This is a genomic window from Lentzea californiensis, from assembly GCF_024648825.1.
Classification (GTDB): Bacteria; Actinomycetota; Actinomycetes; order Mycobacteriales; family Pseudonocardiaceae; genus Lentzea; species Lentzea californiensis.
In genome coordinates this window covers 384,060-398,149 of record NZ_JANBBE010000002.1, presented here as the reverse complement: position 1 = coordinate 398,149, position 14,090 = coordinate 384,060, and the positions used below count along the sequence as shown (strand labels likewise).

Below are 14,090 nucleotides of genomic sequence, written 5' to 3'. Positions count from 1 at the left end.
GCCTGGGGACTACGCTGCGGCGCCATGATCACCGAGTTGGGCGAGGGCAAGTACCTGCTGTTGACGACGTTCCGCAAGGACGGCACCCCGGTGCCCACCCCGGTCTGGGTCGTGCCGGGCGAGAGCGACGGCGTCATCTACGCCTGGAGCGGGCGGGACACCGGCAAGGTCAAGCGGATCCGCCGCAGCGGGGACGTGGAGATCGGGCCGTGCGACGTCCGCGGCAACCCCAAGGGCGATTCGGTCAAGGCGCACGCGGCGCTGCTGGACGACGACGAGAGCGATGCCGTGCGGTCGCGGATCACCAAGAAGTACGGGCTGTTCGGGTGGATCACGGTGTTCGGCAGCAAGCTGCGGCGCGGGCGGACCGGATCGGTGGGCATCCGGATCACGGCGGCGAGCTGACCCGCGGTCGACACCCGGCTCCCGCAATCAACCTCAGGCAACCAATGTCGAGTCAACTTTGATCCCGACTGATCAACGTTGACGAGCTCCGTCCACGTCGACAACGCCGGTGCTCGTTGACGACAACCAATCCACGTTGATGACGCAGATCTACATCGACTCGATGTTGATTGGCGCTGAATCAACATCGACCACGCCTGAATCAATGCGAAGTTGACGCTATTTTCGACGATGACAACGTTGTCTCCGGTGCACATTGCACGGCGGGTTCAACGCTGATCGCGGGCGTCCACCTGGACTCAACGTGGACAGGACGCGTCAACGTCAAGTCCAGGTTGAGCGTCAACCCGAGGTTGACCCGTCACTTATCGTCAACCTAGAGTTGACGCATGATCCAGTTGACCGACCTCATCGTCACGGTCGCTCAAGAAGCAGACGACGCTCTCCTGCGCCTGGCCAAGGCGGTCGAGATGAGCGGGCAGCTCAGCGAACTCGGCGACCACCTGATCGGCCACTTCGTGGACGAGGCGCGGCGGGGCGGCGCGAGCTGGGCCGAGATCGGCGAGAGCCTCGGCGTCACGAAGCAGGCCGCGCAGAAGCGGTTCGTACCCAGGGAGTCGCCGGAGCTCAGCAAGCCGAGCACGGAGCGCTACACCCAGCGGTCGAGGCGGGTCATCGCGCTGGCGAGGCACCACGCGCGGTTCAGCGAGCGGATCGGCACCGAGCACCTGCTGCTGGGGCTGCTCGACGAGTCGGCCGGGCTCGCGGCGAAGACCATCGCGAAGCTGGAGTCGGGCGACGGCAGCACGCGCATCGCGACCCTCAACCGGCTCGACTCCGAGGCGAAGCAACGGCCAGAGAAGCAGCCCTACACGACGCACTGCAAGAAGGCCCTGGAATTGGCCGTGCGCGAGGCGCTACGGATGGGCCACATGTTCATCGGCACCGAGCACATCCTGCTCGGCGTGCTGCTGGAGGCCGAAGGGACCGCGGCCGACGTGCTGCACACCACGGGTGTGACGCACGCGGCCGCGGCCGCTCACGTGGACGCCGTGGTCAACGGACCGCAGCGAGTGCTTCCGGGAGCGTGAAGGCGCCGGCGTACAGGGCCTTGCCGATGATCGAGCCCTCGACGCCGTCGCGCGACAGCTTCGAGAGCGCGACCAAATCGTCCACAGTGGACACGCCGCCGGACGCGATCACCGGGGCGTCGGTGCGGGCGCAGACCTCGCTCAGCAGCTCCAGGTTCGGGCCCGTCAGCGTGCCGTCCTTCGACACGTCGGTGACCACGTAACGCGTGCAACCGTCGCGGTCGAGCCGGTCGAGGACCTCCCAGAGGTCGCCGCCGTCCGACGTCCAGCCGCGGCCCTTGACCCGGTGGCCCTGCTCGGTGATGCGGACGTCGAGGCCCACCGCGATCTTCTCGCCGTACGCGGCCAGCGCCTTCGCGCACCACTCCGGGTCTTCCAGCGCGGCCGTGCCCAGGTTCACGCGGGCGCAGCCGGTGGCCAGGGCGGCCTCCAGCGACGCGTCGTCGCGGATACCGCCGGACAGCTCCACCTTCACGTCGAGCTCGCCGACGACGCGGGCGATCAGCTCGCGGTTGGAGCCGCGGCCGAACGCCGCGTCGAGGTCGACGAGATGGATCCACTCCGCCCCGTCGCGCTGCCACTGCAGGGCCGCGTCGAGCGGCTCGCCGTAGTTCGTCTCGGTACCGGCTTCGCCCTGCACGAGCCGGACGGCACGACCGTCGGCCACGTCAACAGCGGGGAGGAGTGTGAACGTCACCCGAGCAGCCTAGCGTCCCCCAGCACGAGGGCGGCCACGCGCTCCTGGCCCTCGTGGTCCGCGGGAACTTCGACGGGACCGGCGTGCCCGGGCCCGTCGCGGCAGGTTCGACGCCCGTCCACGGCCCGAAGACCATGATCACGGCGAACGCGGGGTGTTGCCGTGCCAGCGCCAGGTACAGGTGCTGGGTGCTTTCGAGGTCCGCGTCGGTCCTGTCCGCGCACCACGACTGCGGCGCGGCCTCGGGGATCAGGAACAGCTCCTTGCCCGGCGCGCGCTGCGCCAGTTCGGTCATGCGCGCGTCCAGGGCCTCGTGTCCGACGCAGTACTCGTCGAAGCCGACCCAGTCGACGGCGGCGGGCGCGGTGAAGGTGTCGTCGACCCGGACGCCCGCCTCGATCAGCACGACCTTCTTGTCCGGGAACGTGTTCCTGATCTGCTGAGCCGAGAACTCGACGGCGGCGAAGCGCGCGCCGTGGTGGAACGGCTCGTCCTGCAGCACGAACCCGGCCACGCGGTCGAGGTGCGGCCGCGCGGTCAGCAGTCGTGTGATCACGACAAGGTGGTCAACCAGTTCCGCAGCAGGTGGGCGCCGGCATCGCCGGACTTCTCCGGGTGGAACTGGGTCGCCCACAACGGGCCGTTCTCGACCGCCGCGACGAACTCGTCGCCCGCGTGGTCCGCCCACGTCACCAGCGGTGGCTTGAGGTGCTCGGCCGGCTCCAGCTCCCAGCGGCGCACGCCGTAGGAGTGCACGAAGTAGAACCGCGTGTCCTTGTCGAGGCCGGCGAAGAGCTTCGAGTCCTCGGGCGCGCGGACGGTGTTCCAGCCCATGTGCGGCACGATCGGCGCTTCGAGCCGCTCGACGGTGCCGGGCCACTCACCGCAGCCCTCGGTCAGCACGCCGTGCTCGATGCCGCGCTCGAACAGGATCTGCATGCCCACGCAGATGCCGAGCACCGGACGGCCGCCGGCGAGGCGCTCACCGATGATCCGGGCGCCCCGCACCGAGTTGAGGCCCTCCATGCACGCCGCGTACGCGCCGACGCCGGGCACGACCAGTCCGTCCGCCTCACGGGCGGCCCGATGGTCCGACGTCACCTCGACATCGGCGCCGACCCGCTGGAGCGCGCGTTCGGCGGAGCGCAGGTTGCCGGATCCATAGTCAAGTACGACGACACGTGCCACGCCCACCAGGTTAGTCGGTCGGGACCGCGCCCTGCGTGACCGGTATGACCGGCAGCACGGTGTTGATCGGTTTCGTGCGCACGAGCCGGCGCCTGAGCACGACCAGCAGCCCGGCCAGCGCCGCGAGGAGCAGAACGACGACGAGGTAGTACACGACCGCCGGGACGTCGAAGATCACCGTCATCGCCGCCGACAGCACGATCAGCGGGAAGATCAGCCAGAGCGGCCACAGCTGCGCGCGCGGCGGTTCGAGCGTCCGCAGCACGCCGTCCGCCCTGCCCTCCCCGGTGAGTTCGGCCACCCGCGCGACCTCGTGCAGCCCCGCCTCGCGGAAGAAGTCCGGGATCGCCGCACGGCCGTTCCCGAAGTCGCGGATGCGTTCGAGCGGGCCCTTGCGCCCGGCCGCCGGGTACAGCGCGGTGAGCTTGTCGATGGCGTCGAGCTGCCACTTCTCCTTCTCGCGGAGGTCGACCATGCCGGCGGTGGCGCGGTCGAAGGACTGGCCGACCGGCCCCGACTGCTTCGCCTGCGCCGACAACCGCAGCACCGCCTCGCGCGGTCCCCACATCGAGGCGCGGCCGAGCGACGTGGTGAACAGGTAGAGCAGCGCCGCCTCGTCGTTCCACACGGCCAGGGCCGCACCGCGCCCGATCTTGCGCACCCTGTTCGTCATGTACGCCGCCTCGCTGAGCTTGGTGCCCGGCGGAGGCAGCAGCACCGTGCCGGGCTGCACCGGGACCAGCGCCGCGGGGCCCACGTTGCCGCTGTGCATGGACTTCTGCAGCTCGGCGGCGTTCAACGGGGTCCAGATCAGCATTCTCACGACCAACATCATTCCTGGTCCGCCTCGGGCGCCCGTGCGGACATGCCCGGAAGGCGCGAACCGGAACGCGCCGACGCGCCGGACGGCTCCACACCCTCCGTCCACACCAGACCGATCCACCGGTCATCCGATGCGAAGACTCCTGGGGTGTGCACGATCAGGAACACGCCTGATCGTGCCACCGCATCATCTCTAAACGGCGCGAGAAGGCGCACCGGTCCAGTCATCCCCCATGACCGCGAACATTTCTTCACCCCCTGAAGAAACTCCGCACAGCACTCCCCAGCCCCACCACGTCGAGATCATGTGCCGCGTCATGATCTTCAGCCGTGCCGTAGTTGCGGAGCTCTGCGTGTCGTTTGACACCTGTAGAACGAATGCGGTGCGGGATTTGTTGCAGTGTCTCCGATACGAGATGAGAAGAAGTGCCCTCCAGGTACGGCTCCACCACCATCACGTCGGCGTGGTCGGTGTTCTGCACGGCCGTGCGCAGCCCGTTCGCGTCGAACGGCCGTACCGTGGCCGCGTACAGCACCGTGACGTCGGCGTTCTCGGAATCGACGGCCTTGAGCACGCGGTCGAGCATCGGCCCGACGGCGAGCACGACGCCGCGCTTTCCGTGCCGGACCGTCGTGAATCCCCCGCCCACCGGATACGCCTGGGTGTTCTCGTGCAGCGAAAGCCTCATGTAGACCCGGTTGTCGTCTTTCAGTGCCCGCTGGAGCAAAGGCGTGACCTCGTCCGGATGTCCGGGCACGTGCACGGTCCAGCCGGGAAGCGTGTCGAACAACGCGACGTCACCCGGTGACTGGTGCGTGCGGCCCCACGCCGGGTCGTCATAGGACGCTCCGATGCTCACGAACACCGCGCCGACGTCCTGATGCCCGATGTCGAGCTTGATCTGCTCGTACGGCCGTTCGACCAGGAACGGCGCGTAGCTGTGCACGACCGGCCGGAGCCCGGCCAGCGCCAGGCCGCTCGCGACGCCCACCATGGTCTGCTCGCGGATCCCGACGTCCACGACGCGTTCGTTCTCCTGCGGGAACTCGTTGCTGGAGATCACCGCGGTCACCACGGCGATCCGCGGGTCGGCGGCGATCTCGTCGTTGACCGTCTCGACGAAGGCCTGGCGCATGGTGGTCATCAACAGCTCTTCTCGATCTTGGCGACGACCGCGTACGGGCGATCGTGCGGCGCGGTCAGTGCGGTGAAGACGGCCTCGTGGTCACGACCGTCGATCTCGGCGGTCTGCCACCCCTCGACGGCGAACCGCCGCGCGATGCCACCGGGCCAGCCGTACATCGCGGACTGGTTGTCGATCACGATCGCGGTGAGGTTCGCGACCTGCAGCCGCGCCGCCACGGCGATCGCCTCGTGGTTGCTGCCCTCGTCCAGCTCACCGTCTCCGACCAGCACGAACGTGCGGCCACGACTGCCGGCGACCCGCTGCCCGAGCGCCGTGCCGACCGCGATCGGCAGCCCGTGGCCGAGCGAGCCGCTGCTGATCTCCGCGCCGCGCACGAGCACGCGGTCGGGGTGCTGGCCGAGCGGGCTGTCCCACGACGTCCAGTCGTCCAAAGTGGACTCGTCGATGAACCCCTTCTCCGCGAGCACGGCGTAGTACGCCATCGGCCCGTGCCCCTTGGACAGAAGGAACCGGTCGCGATCGGGGTCGTCGGCCGTCGCGGGCGTGACGTTGAGGACCTTGTCGTAGAGGACCCAGAGCACGTCGATCGTGGAAGCCGCAGCCCACTCGTGCTTCTCGTCCCCGGTCATCCTCGCGAAGAGCTCTGGTATCCGTTGCATGGCAACAACTGTTCAACCTCGACCAAGCTGGAGGTCAAGCGGGTTACCATGATCCGGTGAGCAAGTTGCCGGAAATGCTGACCATCGGCCAGGTCGCCGAGCGCAGCGGCGTCCCCCACACGGCCCTGCGCTTCTACGAGGACAGGGGTCTGATCACGTCGGTCCGCACCGCGGGCAACCAGCGCCGCTACCTGCGCTCGGTGCTGCGCCGGCTGGCGTTCATCCGCACCGCGCAACGCGTGGGCCTCACCCTGGAGGACGTCCGCGACGCCCTCGCCCAGCTCCCGGACAACCGCACGCCGACGAAGTCCGACTGGGAACGCCTCTCCCGCTCGTGGAAGTCGGAACTCGACGCGCGCATCGACGCCCTGTACCGCCTGCGCGACCGCCTCACCGGCTGCATCGGCTGCGGCTGCCTGTCGCTGCGCAGCTGCGCCCTGCAGAACATCGACGACGAGCAGGCCTCACACGGGCCGGGTGCTCCCCAGCTCAAGCCCGCCGTCGAGGGCGGCACCATCTAGGAACTCCCGCACCGCGCGCAGATAGCCGTCCGGGTCGTCGACGTGCAGCATGTGGCCCGCGTTCTCCAGGACCACGGCACTCGCCCGCGGGATCAGGCCGAGGGTGGGCTCGACCAGGCAGACCGGGAACGTCATGTCCTGCCGTCCGTGTAACAGGAGCACCGGGACGTCGAGGCCGGCGATGCTGCGCGCGGCGTCGGGAAGCCGGGGTGAGACCAGGCCGGCGGTCTGGAGCTGCCGCACCCACTCCGCGCCGAACCGCACCCGGCCCAGCCGTTGCAGGTAGCCCGGTATCCGCGCGGCACGGCGGACGTTGGCTTCGACGGCCGCGAACGCGTCCGCCCGCACGCACTGCTCCGGCGTCAGGTCCTCGCGCTGCCACGGGTCCTCCTGGTCAGCCATGACCTCGTCCCGCTCAGCCCATCCGCCGAAGGCGTCCGGAGGCACCGGCAGGACACTGCTGCCCGACACGATCAGGCTCCGCACCCGCTCCGGGTGGGTGATGGCGAACCGCTGCGCGACCATGCCGCCGTAGGAGTGGCCGAGGACGTCCGCACGCTCGACCTCGAACGCGTCGAGCACCCGCACGAGGTCCTCCACCACACCGTCCGGGTGGTACTCCGCCGCTCGCCCCGACCTGCCGCATCCGCGCAGGTCCGGCAGCAGCAGCCGGCAGTCCAGCCGCTCGAGCGGATCGCGGAGGTAGCTGTGGTCCCAGTCGGGGCCGCCGTGGATCGCGAGCAACGTCCGGTCCCGGCCGCCCTCCCGCCAGGCCACGAAGATCTCGGTCTCGCCCGGAACCCGCCGCTCACGCCACATCCAGCCCATGAAACCGCAAAACCGGTGGACGCGCTGTGGTTTCCTGATGGAGAAATGGAAGACGAACGAATGATCCGCCTCTCGAAGCGGATGTCCAAAGCGCTCCGGCACCAGCCCGAGCGCGTCGGCCTCACCCTCGACCCTTCGGGCTGGGTGCCGGTGGCCGACCTCCTGAACGCGCTCGGCATCTCCGAGACCGACCTGCGCGAGGTCGTCGACCACAACGACAAGAAGCGCTTCACGATCGACGGCGACCGCATCCGCGCGAACCAGGGCCACAGCGTCGAGGTCGACCTCGGCCTGCCTACCGCGGTCCCGCCGGACCAGCTGTTCCACGGCACCGTCGCGCAGTACCTCGACGACATCATGCGCGACGGTCTGCGGCCCATGTCACGCCACGACGTTCACCTCTCGCCTGATCGCGAGACCGCGCGACGCGTCGGGGCCCGGCGGGGGCGGCCGTTGATCCTGACCGTCGACGCCGGGGCGATGCACGCGGACGGGCACGAGTTCCGGCTCAGCGCGAACGGCGTGTGGCTCGCGCAGCACGTGCCGGCCCGTTACCTGGCCACGGCGTGAAGTGGACCGTCGAGGACGGCTACGATCCGCGGCCGCGGTACCTCGGCGAATTCAACTGACGGCTGCCCGATGGGGCGAGGGTTCTCGAACTCAGCTGTGGCGGGGGTGTACCGCGCGACAGGAAGCTCGCTGAACGGCACGACGTGCTCGGCATCGGCCTGTCGCGCAGGTAGATCGGACTGACCCCGCGCGCCGAGCAGCCCTCGCTCATCGCGGAGATCGCACGGTGGCTGAAGCCCTGCGGCCTGTTCCTGGCCTCGCTCGGCACCGGCACGCCGGACACCACCGAGAACTGGCTCGGCGTGGAGATGTTCTTCGCCAGCAACACCCCCGCCGAGAACCGCGCACTCGTCGCGCGGCACCTGGAGATCGTCGTCGACGACCTGGTGACCATGCACGAGCCGGACCCGGCGACGTTCCAGTGGGTGCTCGCCCGCAAGGGCTAGAGCAGCCAGAGAACGGCGCCGCCGACCGCCACCAGGAGCAGCACCAGCAGGATGACCGCCAGGACCTTGGCGGTCTTCCAGGTGGTGTAGACGCCACCGGCCAGGAAGCCCGCGAGGGCCAGCAGGCCGATGACGACCACTTCCTTCGGCATCAGAGAACGCCCTTGGTCGACGGGACGCCGGCGACGCGGGGGTCGGGCTCGGTCGCGACGCGCAGGGCGCGGGCGATGGCCTTGTACTCGGCTTCGGCGATGTGGTGCGGGTCGCGGCCGTACTCGACTCGCACGTGCAGTGCGATCTGGGCGTGGAAGGCCAGCGACTCGAAGACGTGCCTGTTCAGCACGAACGGGTAGTTGCCGCCGATCACGAAGCTGTTGAACTGCTCCGGCTCGCCCTTGTGCACGGTGTACGGGCGGCCCGAGACGTCGACCGCGGCGTGCGCGAGGGTTTCGTCCATGGGGATCCAGCAGTCGCCGAAGCGGCGGATGCCCTTCTTGTCCCCCAGCGCTTCGCGCAGTGCCTGGCCCAGCACGATCGCGATGTCCTCGACCGAGTGGTGGGCGTCGATGTGCGTGTCACCCGTGGCGCGGACGATCAGGTCGAACGAGCCGTGCACGCCGAACGCCGTGAGCATGTGGTCGTAGAACGGCACGCCCGTGCTGATCTCCACCTGGCCGGTGCCGTCCAGGTCGATCTCCACGTAGACCGACGACTCCCTGGTGGTGCGCTCCACCTTGCCGACACGACTCACCGGCTGACCTCCTTGCTGGCCGCGAGGAAAGCGTCGTTCTCCTCGGGCGTTCCGATGGTCACCCGCAGGTGACCCGCGATTCCGACGTCCCTGATGAGCACGCCGTGGTCCAAATAGGACTTCCAGACCTCACGTGCGCTCTCGAACCAGCCGAACAGCACGAAGTTCGCGTCCGAGGGCACGACCTGGAAACCCAGGGCCGCCAGCTCGGACGAGACGCGGTCACGTTCCGCGGCCAGCAGGGCCACCGAACCCAGCGTCTCCTCGGCGTGGCGCAACGACGCCCTCGCGGCTGCCTGCGTCAGTGCGGACAGGTGGTACGGCAGGCGGACCAGCTGCAGGGCGTCGACCACGGCCGGAGCGGCCGCCAGGTAGCCGAGGCGGCCGCCGGCGAACGCGAAGGCCTTCGACATCGTGCGCGAGACGATCAGGCGCGAGCCGAACTCGTCCAGCAGCTTGATCGCGCTCTCCTGCGGGGAGAACTCCGCGTACGCCTCGTCCACGATGATCATCCCCGTCGAGGACGCGATCAGCAGACGGAGGTCGGACAGCGGGATCGACTGGCCGGTCGGGTTGTTCGGCGACGTCACGAAGACGACGTCGGGCCGTGTCTCCGCGATGATCGCGGCGGCCTTCTCGACGTCCAGCGAGAAGTCCGAACGACGCGGGGTCGGCGACCACTCGGTGCGGGTGCCGGCCGCGATGATCGGATGCATCGAGTACGACGGCTCGAAGCCCAGCGCCACGCGGCCCGGACCGCCGAACGCCTGCAGGATCTGCTGGAGGATCTCGTTGGAACCGTTGGCGGCCCAGAGGTTTTCCGACGTCAGCGGGACCGAGGTCGCGTCCGACAGGTACGCCGCCAGGTCCTCGCGCAACGCCACCGCGTCGCGGTCCGGGTAGCGGTGCAGCTCACCGGCGATCTCCGCGACCGCGGCGACGACGTCGGCGGCCAGCGCGTCGGTCGGCGCGTACGGGTTCTCGTTGGTGTTCAGGCGGTACGGGACGTCGAGCTGCGGCGCGCCATAAGGCGTGCGGCCGCGCAGGTCCTCGCGCAGGGGCAGGTCGGTCAGCTCCACCCGCGCACCGATCACGGGCTTCATCGGGCGAACCTCGCCGTGACGGCCTGCCCGTGCGCGGGCAGGTCCTCCGCGTTGGCCAGCGCGACGACCTTGTCCGCCACCTCGCGCAGTGCTTCCTCGGAGTAGTCGATCACGTGGATGCCGCGCAGGAACGTCTGCACGGACAGCCCGGACGAGTGCCGCGCGCAGCCACCGGTCGGCAGCACGTGGTTGGAGCCGGCGCAGTAGTCGCCGAGCGACACCGGTGCGTACGCCCCGACGAAGATCGCGCCCGCGGACCGGATCCGCGCGGCCACCTCACGCGCGTCGCGCGTCTGGATCTCCAGGTGCTCGGCGGCGTACGCGTCGACGACCCGGACGCCTTCGTCCACAGAGGACACCAGCACGGTGGCGGACTGCTTGCCGCCCAGCGCCGTGCGGATCCGTTCGGTGTGCTTGGTCGAACCGATCTGGCGCTCCAGCTCGGTGTCCACCGCGTCCGCCAGCTCGGCGGAGTCCGTCACCAGCACCGACGCCGCGAGCGGGTCGTGCTCGGCCTGGCTGATCAGGTCCGCGGCCACGTGCACCGGGTCGGCCGTCGAGTCGGCGAGGATCGCGATCTCGGTCGGACCGGCCTCGGAGTCGATGCCGATCAGGCCGCGCAGCAGCCTCTTGGCCGCCGTGACGTAGATGTTGCCGGGTCCGGTGACGATGTCGACCGGGGCCAGTTCGGCGCCGTCGGTGTCCACGCCACCGTGGGCCAGCAGCGCCACGGCCTGCGCGCCTCCCACGGCCCAGACCTCGTCGACGCCGAGCAACGCGGCGGCGGCGAGGATCGTCGGGTGCGGCAGGCCACCGAACTCCGCCTGCGGCGGCGAGGCCACTACCAGCGACTCGACGCCGGCGATCTGCGCGGGCACGACGTTCATCACGACCGTCGAGGGGTAGACCGCGAGGCCGCCGGGCGCGTACAGCCCGACGCGCGCGACCGGCACCCACTTCTCCGTCACGGTGCCACCGGGCACGACCTGGGTGGTCGTCTCCGTGCGGCGCTGGTCGGCGTGCACGCGCCGCGTGCGCGCGATGACCTCTTCCAACGCCTCGCGCACGGCCGGGTCCAGCGAGGACAAAGCGGACGAAATCTCCGAAGCGGGCACACGGACAGAAGCAGGACGAACCCCGTCGAACTTCTCGGTGTACTCCAGTGCGGCCTCGACGCCGCGGTCGGCGATCGCCTCCACCATCGGGCGCACGTGATGCAGCACAGCGTCCACGTCGACCTCGGCGCGCGGCACGATGGCGCGCAGCTGGGCGGGAGTCGTGGTGCGACCTCGCAGGTCGATGCGGCTGAGCATGCCCGACAGCCTAGTTCCTGCGGAAATCTGTCAACGGTCAGCCCGCTATCGGCGCTACCTCAGCGTGTGACAGCACGGCCACGCTCGGTCGAGCACCACTCCGTCGCAAACCCCTGCTGATGATGGAGGAAAGATGTTCAGCAAGAGCCGCGGCAAGATCGCCGCAGTGCTCGCCATCTGTCTGCCCGTGCTGGTCGCGGGCATGGCGACACCCAGTACCGCCGACTCCGGCCGTTATCTGCTGGAGGTCACCGCCAACACGTCCGCCGAACGCACCCAGGTCGCCCAGATCGGCGTCGACGTGCTCGGTGCGACCAAGCTCACCACGGTCTCGGTCGTGGCGGACAAGTCCCAGTACCGCGCCCTGCAGGCGACGGGACTTCCGATCAAGTACCTGGGCGACTTCGAGCAGGAGCTCAAGAAGCTCGGCAAGGTCCAGTTCTCCGATCCCGCGCCCGGTCAGATCGGCACGCAGGACTTCCCGGCCGGCTACACCGGCTACCACAACTTCGCGGAGACGACCGCGGAGCTGCAGCAGACCGTCCGCGACCACCCGAGTCTCGCGAGCCTGCGCAGCATTGGCAAGAGCTACCAGAACCGGGACATCTGGGCGCTCAAGGTCAGTGACAACGTGACCTCGGACGAGAGCGAGCCGGAGGTGCTGCTCGTCTGCGGCCAGCACGCCCGCGAGCACCTGACCGTCGAGCAGTGCCTGCAGATCATCAAGCGCTACACCGACAACTACGCCAACTCCGCGATCAAGAACCTCGTCGACAGCCGCGAGGTCTGGATCGTCCCGATGATGAACCCGGACGGTGCCGAGTACGACATCGAGACCGGTTCGTTCCGCGGCTGGCGCAAGAACCGCCAGGGCAACGGCACCGACCTCAACCGCAACTGGGGCTACAAGTGGGGCTGCTGCGGCGGTTCCAGCGGCAGCAGCACGTCGGACACCTACCGGGGCCCGTCGGCGTTCTCCGCACCGGAGACCACCCGCATCCGCGACTTCGTGAACTCGCGCGTGGTCGGTGGCACCCAGCAGATCAAGACGTTCATCGACTTCCACTCGTTCTCGGAGCTCGTGCTGTGGCCGTACGGCTACACCCGCAACGACACCGACACCGGTCTCAACGCGGACGAGGCGCGCGCGTTCCAGACGCTCGGCCGGCAGATGGCCGCCACCAACGGCTACACGCCGGAACAGGCGAGCGACCTGTACATCACCGACGGCAGCAGCGACGACTGGATGTGGGGCCAGCACAAGATCTGGGCCTACACCTTCGAGATGTACCCGAGCAGCGGCGGCCTCAACGGCTTCTACCCGCGCGACACGGTCATCGCGGCGCAGACGTCGCGCAACGACCGCGCCGTCGACCTGTTCATGAGCTACTCGGACTGCGTGAAGCGGGTCATCAACCAGACCTGCTGATCCTCTCCAGCGCCTGATCGATCTCCTGTGGCGTGACGAAGTAGTGCGGGGAGGCCCGCACTACTTCGTCCAGGCCACGCCGGGTCATGTCGATCAGCGTCGAGCCCTTCTGGGAGACCGTCACGGCGACGTCCTCCTGCCACAGCCGGTCTTTGAGCTCCGTCGCCGGCACCCGGTCGCTCGTGAACGTGACGATGCCGGACCGCCGTTCGCCGAGGTCGTGAACGGTGAGGCCGTCCATGGCGCCCAAGCCTTCGCGCAAACGCCGGGCGCGCTCCTGGACCTCGGCCTCGATCACGTCCAAGCCCTTGGCCAGCGCGTACTTCACGGCGGCGATGAGACCCAGCCGGTCCGCGACGCTGTACTCCCACAGTTCGAACACCCGCGCGTCGTCTCGCGGCTCGTAACGGTCGGGCGCGACCCACTCGGCGGCGCTGTGGTCCATCAGCCGCGGCTTGAGCCTGCGGCGCACCTCGTCGCGCACCACCAGCGCACCAGTCCCCCGCGGCCCGCGCAGCCACTTGCGGCCGGTGCAGACGAGCATGTCGTAGTCGAGGCCGCACAGGTCGATCTGGCCGGTCGACTGGCAGGCGTCGAGTAGCACGAGCGCGCCTACCTCGTGAGCTTTCGCCGTGACCTCGCTGACCGGGTTGACCAGACCGCCGTTCGTGGGCACGTGCACGAGCGAGATCAGCTTGACCCGTTCGTCCAGGTCGAGAGCGTCGACGTCCAGCCGGCCGTGCGAGTCGGACGGCATGACCTCGATCGTCGCGCCGGTCTCCTCGGCGCGGCGCAGCATCGGCACCGCGTTGCCGCCGTACTCGACCTCGGTGACGAGGACGCGGTCGCCCTCCTCCAGCGGGACGGCGTCGAAAGCCGTGAGCCACGACCGGGTCGCGCTGTCGGTGAACGCGACCTCGGACGGTGCGCAGCCGAAGAGCTCGGCCAGCACTCCGTACCCCGCCTCGACGTCGTCACGCCGTTCCGCGGCGGCCCGGTAACCGCCGATCTCGGTCTCCCTGCGCAGGTGCCCGATCACCTCGTCCACCACCTCGGCGGGCGGGATCGAGGAACCGGCGCTGTCCAGGAAGATCAGGTCGCTCACCCGCTCCACTGTGC

Annotated in this window: 19 protein-coding genes; 6 read left to right on the top strand and 13 right to left on the bottom strand. The window is 69.2% G+C overall.

Features of this window, described 5'->3' with window-relative positions; all coding sequences use genetic code 11:
* The first annotated feature begins 24 nt into the window (after positions 1 to 24).
* Entirely contained in the window at positions 25 to 405 is a 381-nt protein-coding gene (locus tag LX88_RS12820) for a PPOX class F420-dependent oxidoreductase (protein WP_258947988.1), read from the top strand.
* Positions 406 to 794: 389 nt separating this feature from the next.
* Positions 795 to 1,496, top strand: a complete 702-nt coding sequence (locus LX88_RS12815) for a Clp protease N-terminal domain-containing protein (protein WP_258947987.1) — start codon at positions 795 to 797, stop codon at positions 1,494 to 1,496.
* On the opposite strand, the gene priA is transcribed toward LX88_RS12815, so the two are convergent.
* The 7 genes from priA to LX88_RS12780 form a co-directional block, all read right to left on the bottom strand.
* Positions 1,462 to 2,193 (bottom strand): bifunctional 1-(5-phosphoribosyl)-5-((5-phosphoribosylamino)methylideneamino)imidazole-4-carboxamide isomerase/phosphoribosylanthranilate isomerase PriA, encoded by a 732-nt coding sequence (gene priA / locus LX88_RS12810; RefSeq protein ID WP_030477030.1) that lies wholly within the window; start codon positions 2,191 to 2,193, stop codon positions 1,462 to 1,464. The two genes, LX88_RS12815 and priA, sit on opposite strands and share 35 nt — an antisense overlap.
* The gene (locus LX88_RS12805) at positions 2,165 to 2,749 is read right to left on the bottom strand and encodes a hypothetical protein (RefSeq protein WP_258947986.1); all 585 of its coding nucleotides are present in this window, start codon (positions 2,747 to 2,749) and stop codon (positions 2,165 to 2,167) included. Before LX88_RS12805 ends, priA begins: the two co-directional genes overlap by 29 nt.
* Positions 2,746 to 3,381 carry an imidazole glycerol phosphate synthase subunit HisH gene (gene hisH / locus LX88_RS12800; protein ID WP_258947985.1) on the bottom strand — a complete coding sequence of 212 codons (636 nt, stop codon included), beginning with the start codon at positions 3,379 to 3,381 and terminating at the stop codon, positions 2,746 to 2,748. Before hisH ends, LX88_RS12805 begins: the two co-directional genes overlap by 4 nt.
* A 10-nt stretch (positions 3,382 to 3,391) precedes the next feature.
* A complete protein-coding gene (locus LX88_RS12795) occupies positions 3,392 to 4,204 on the bottom strand; it encodes a hypothetical protein (RefSeq protein WP_258947984.1) in 813 nt (270 codons plus the stop codon).
* An 8-nt stretch (positions 4,205 to 4,212) separates the two neighbouring features.
* The gene (locus LX88_RS12790; RefSeq protein ID WP_258947983.1) at positions 4,213 to 4,386 is read right to left on the bottom strand and encodes a hypothetical protein; all 174 of its coding nucleotides are present in this window, start codon (positions 4,384 to 4,386) and stop codon (positions 4,213 to 4,215) included.
* 68 nt (positions 4,387 to 4,454) lie between these two features.
* Positions 4,455 to 5,348: a transketolase family protein gene (locus LX88_RS12785; protein ID WP_258947982.1), complete on the bottom strand. Its 894-nt coding sequence runs from the start codon at positions 5,346 to 5,348 to the stop codon at positions 4,455 to 4,457.
* Positions 5,348 to 6,010, bottom strand: coding sequence for a thiamine pyrophosphate-binding protein (locus tag LX88_RS12780; RefSeq protein WP_258947981.1), 663 nt, complete (start codon positions 6,008 to 6,010; stop codon positions 5,348 to 5,350). Before LX88_RS12780 ends, LX88_RS12785 begins: the two co-directional genes overlap by 1 nt.
* 74 nt (positions 6,011 to 6,084) lie before the next feature.
* Here LX88_RS12780 and soxR point away from each other — a divergent pair, with 74 nt between their 5' ends.
* Positions 6,085 to 6,531 carry a redox-sensitive transcriptional activator SoxR gene (gene soxR / locus LX88_RS12775; RefSeq protein WP_258948243.1) on the top strand — a complete coding sequence of 149 codons (447 nt, stop codon included), beginning with the start codon at positions 6,085 to 6,087 and terminating at the stop codon, positions 6,529 to 6,531.
* Here the strand turns inward: soxR and LX88_RS12770 are convergent.
* Positions 6,475 to 7,350 (bottom strand): alpha/beta fold hydrolase, encoded by an 876-nt coding sequence (locus LX88_RS12770; protein WP_258947980.1) that lies wholly within the window; start codon positions 7,348 to 7,350, stop codon positions 6,475 to 6,477. The two genes, soxR and LX88_RS12770, sit on opposite strands and share 57 nt — an antisense overlap.
* Before the next feature lie 54 nt (positions 7,351 to 7,404).
* Here LX88_RS12770 and LX88_RS12765 point away from each other — a divergent pair, with 54 nt between their 5' ends.
* Both LX88_RS12765 and LX88_RS12760 read left to right on the top strand, forming a co-directional pair.
* Positions 7,405 to 7,929 (top strand): RNA 2'-phosphotransferase, encoded by a 525-nt coding sequence (locus LX88_RS12765; protein ID WP_258947979.1) that lies wholly within the window; start codon positions 7,405 to 7,407, stop codon positions 7,927 to 7,929.
* 302 nt (positions 7,930 to 8,231) lie between these two features.
* Entirely contained in the window at positions 8,232 to 8,375 is a 144-nt protein-coding gene (locus tag LX88_RS12760) for a hypothetical protein (RefSeq protein ID WP_258947978.1), read from the top strand.
* On the opposite strand, the gene LX88_RS12755 is transcribed toward LX88_RS12760, so the two are convergent.
* From LX88_RS12755 to hisD, 4 genes are read right to left on the bottom strand one after another with little or no spacing between them, the layout of a single operon-like run.
* On the bottom strand, positions 8,372 to 8,527 hold the full coding sequence (locus LX88_RS12755) for a CG2302 family histidine operon protein (RefSeq protein ID WP_258947977.1): 156 nt from the start codon (positions 8,525 to 8,527) through the stop codon (positions 8,372 to 8,374). The two genes, LX88_RS12760 and LX88_RS12755, sit on opposite strands and share 4 nt — an antisense overlap.
* Positions 8,527 to 9,126, bottom strand: a complete 600-nt coding sequence (gene hisB / locus LX88_RS12750) for an imidazoleglycerol-phosphate dehydratase HisB (RefSeq protein WP_090067543.1) — start codon at positions 9,124 to 9,126, stop codon at positions 8,527 to 8,529. Before hisB ends, LX88_RS12755 begins: the two co-directional genes overlap by 1 nt.
* Entirely contained in the window at positions 9,123 to 10,229 is a 1,107-nt protein-coding gene (locus LX88_RS12745) for a histidinol-phosphate transaminase (RefSeq protein ID WP_258947976.1), read from the bottom strand. Before LX88_RS12745 ends, hisB begins: the two co-directional genes overlap by 4 nt.
* The gene (hisD, locus tag LX88_RS12740) at positions 10,226 to 11,542 is read right to left on the bottom strand and encodes a histidinol dehydrogenase (protein WP_258947975.1); all 1,317 of its coding nucleotides are present in this window, start codon (positions 11,540 to 11,542) and stop codon (positions 10,226 to 10,228) included. Before hisD ends, LX88_RS12745 begins: the two co-directional genes overlap by 4 nt.
* Before the next feature lie 133 nt (positions 11,543 to 11,675).
* Here hisD and LX88_RS12735 point away from each other — a divergent pair, with 133 nt between their 5' ends.
* Complete coding sequence (locus LX88_RS12735; protein WP_090067540.1) at positions 11,676 to 12,971, top strand: M14 family metallopeptidase; 1,296 nt, start codon at positions 11,676 to 11,678, stop codon at positions 12,969 to 12,971.
* Here LX88_RS12735 and LX88_RS12730 read toward each other — a convergent pair.
* Positions 12,955 to 14,076: an aminotransferase class V-fold PLP-dependent enzyme gene (locus LX88_RS12730; RefSeq protein ID WP_258947974.1), complete on the bottom strand. Its 1,122-nt coding sequence runs from the start codon at positions 14,074 to 14,076 to the stop codon at positions 12,955 to 12,957. The two genes, LX88_RS12735 and LX88_RS12730, sit on opposite strands and share 17 nt — an antisense overlap.
* Positions 14,077 to 14,090: the final 14 nt, after the last annotated feature.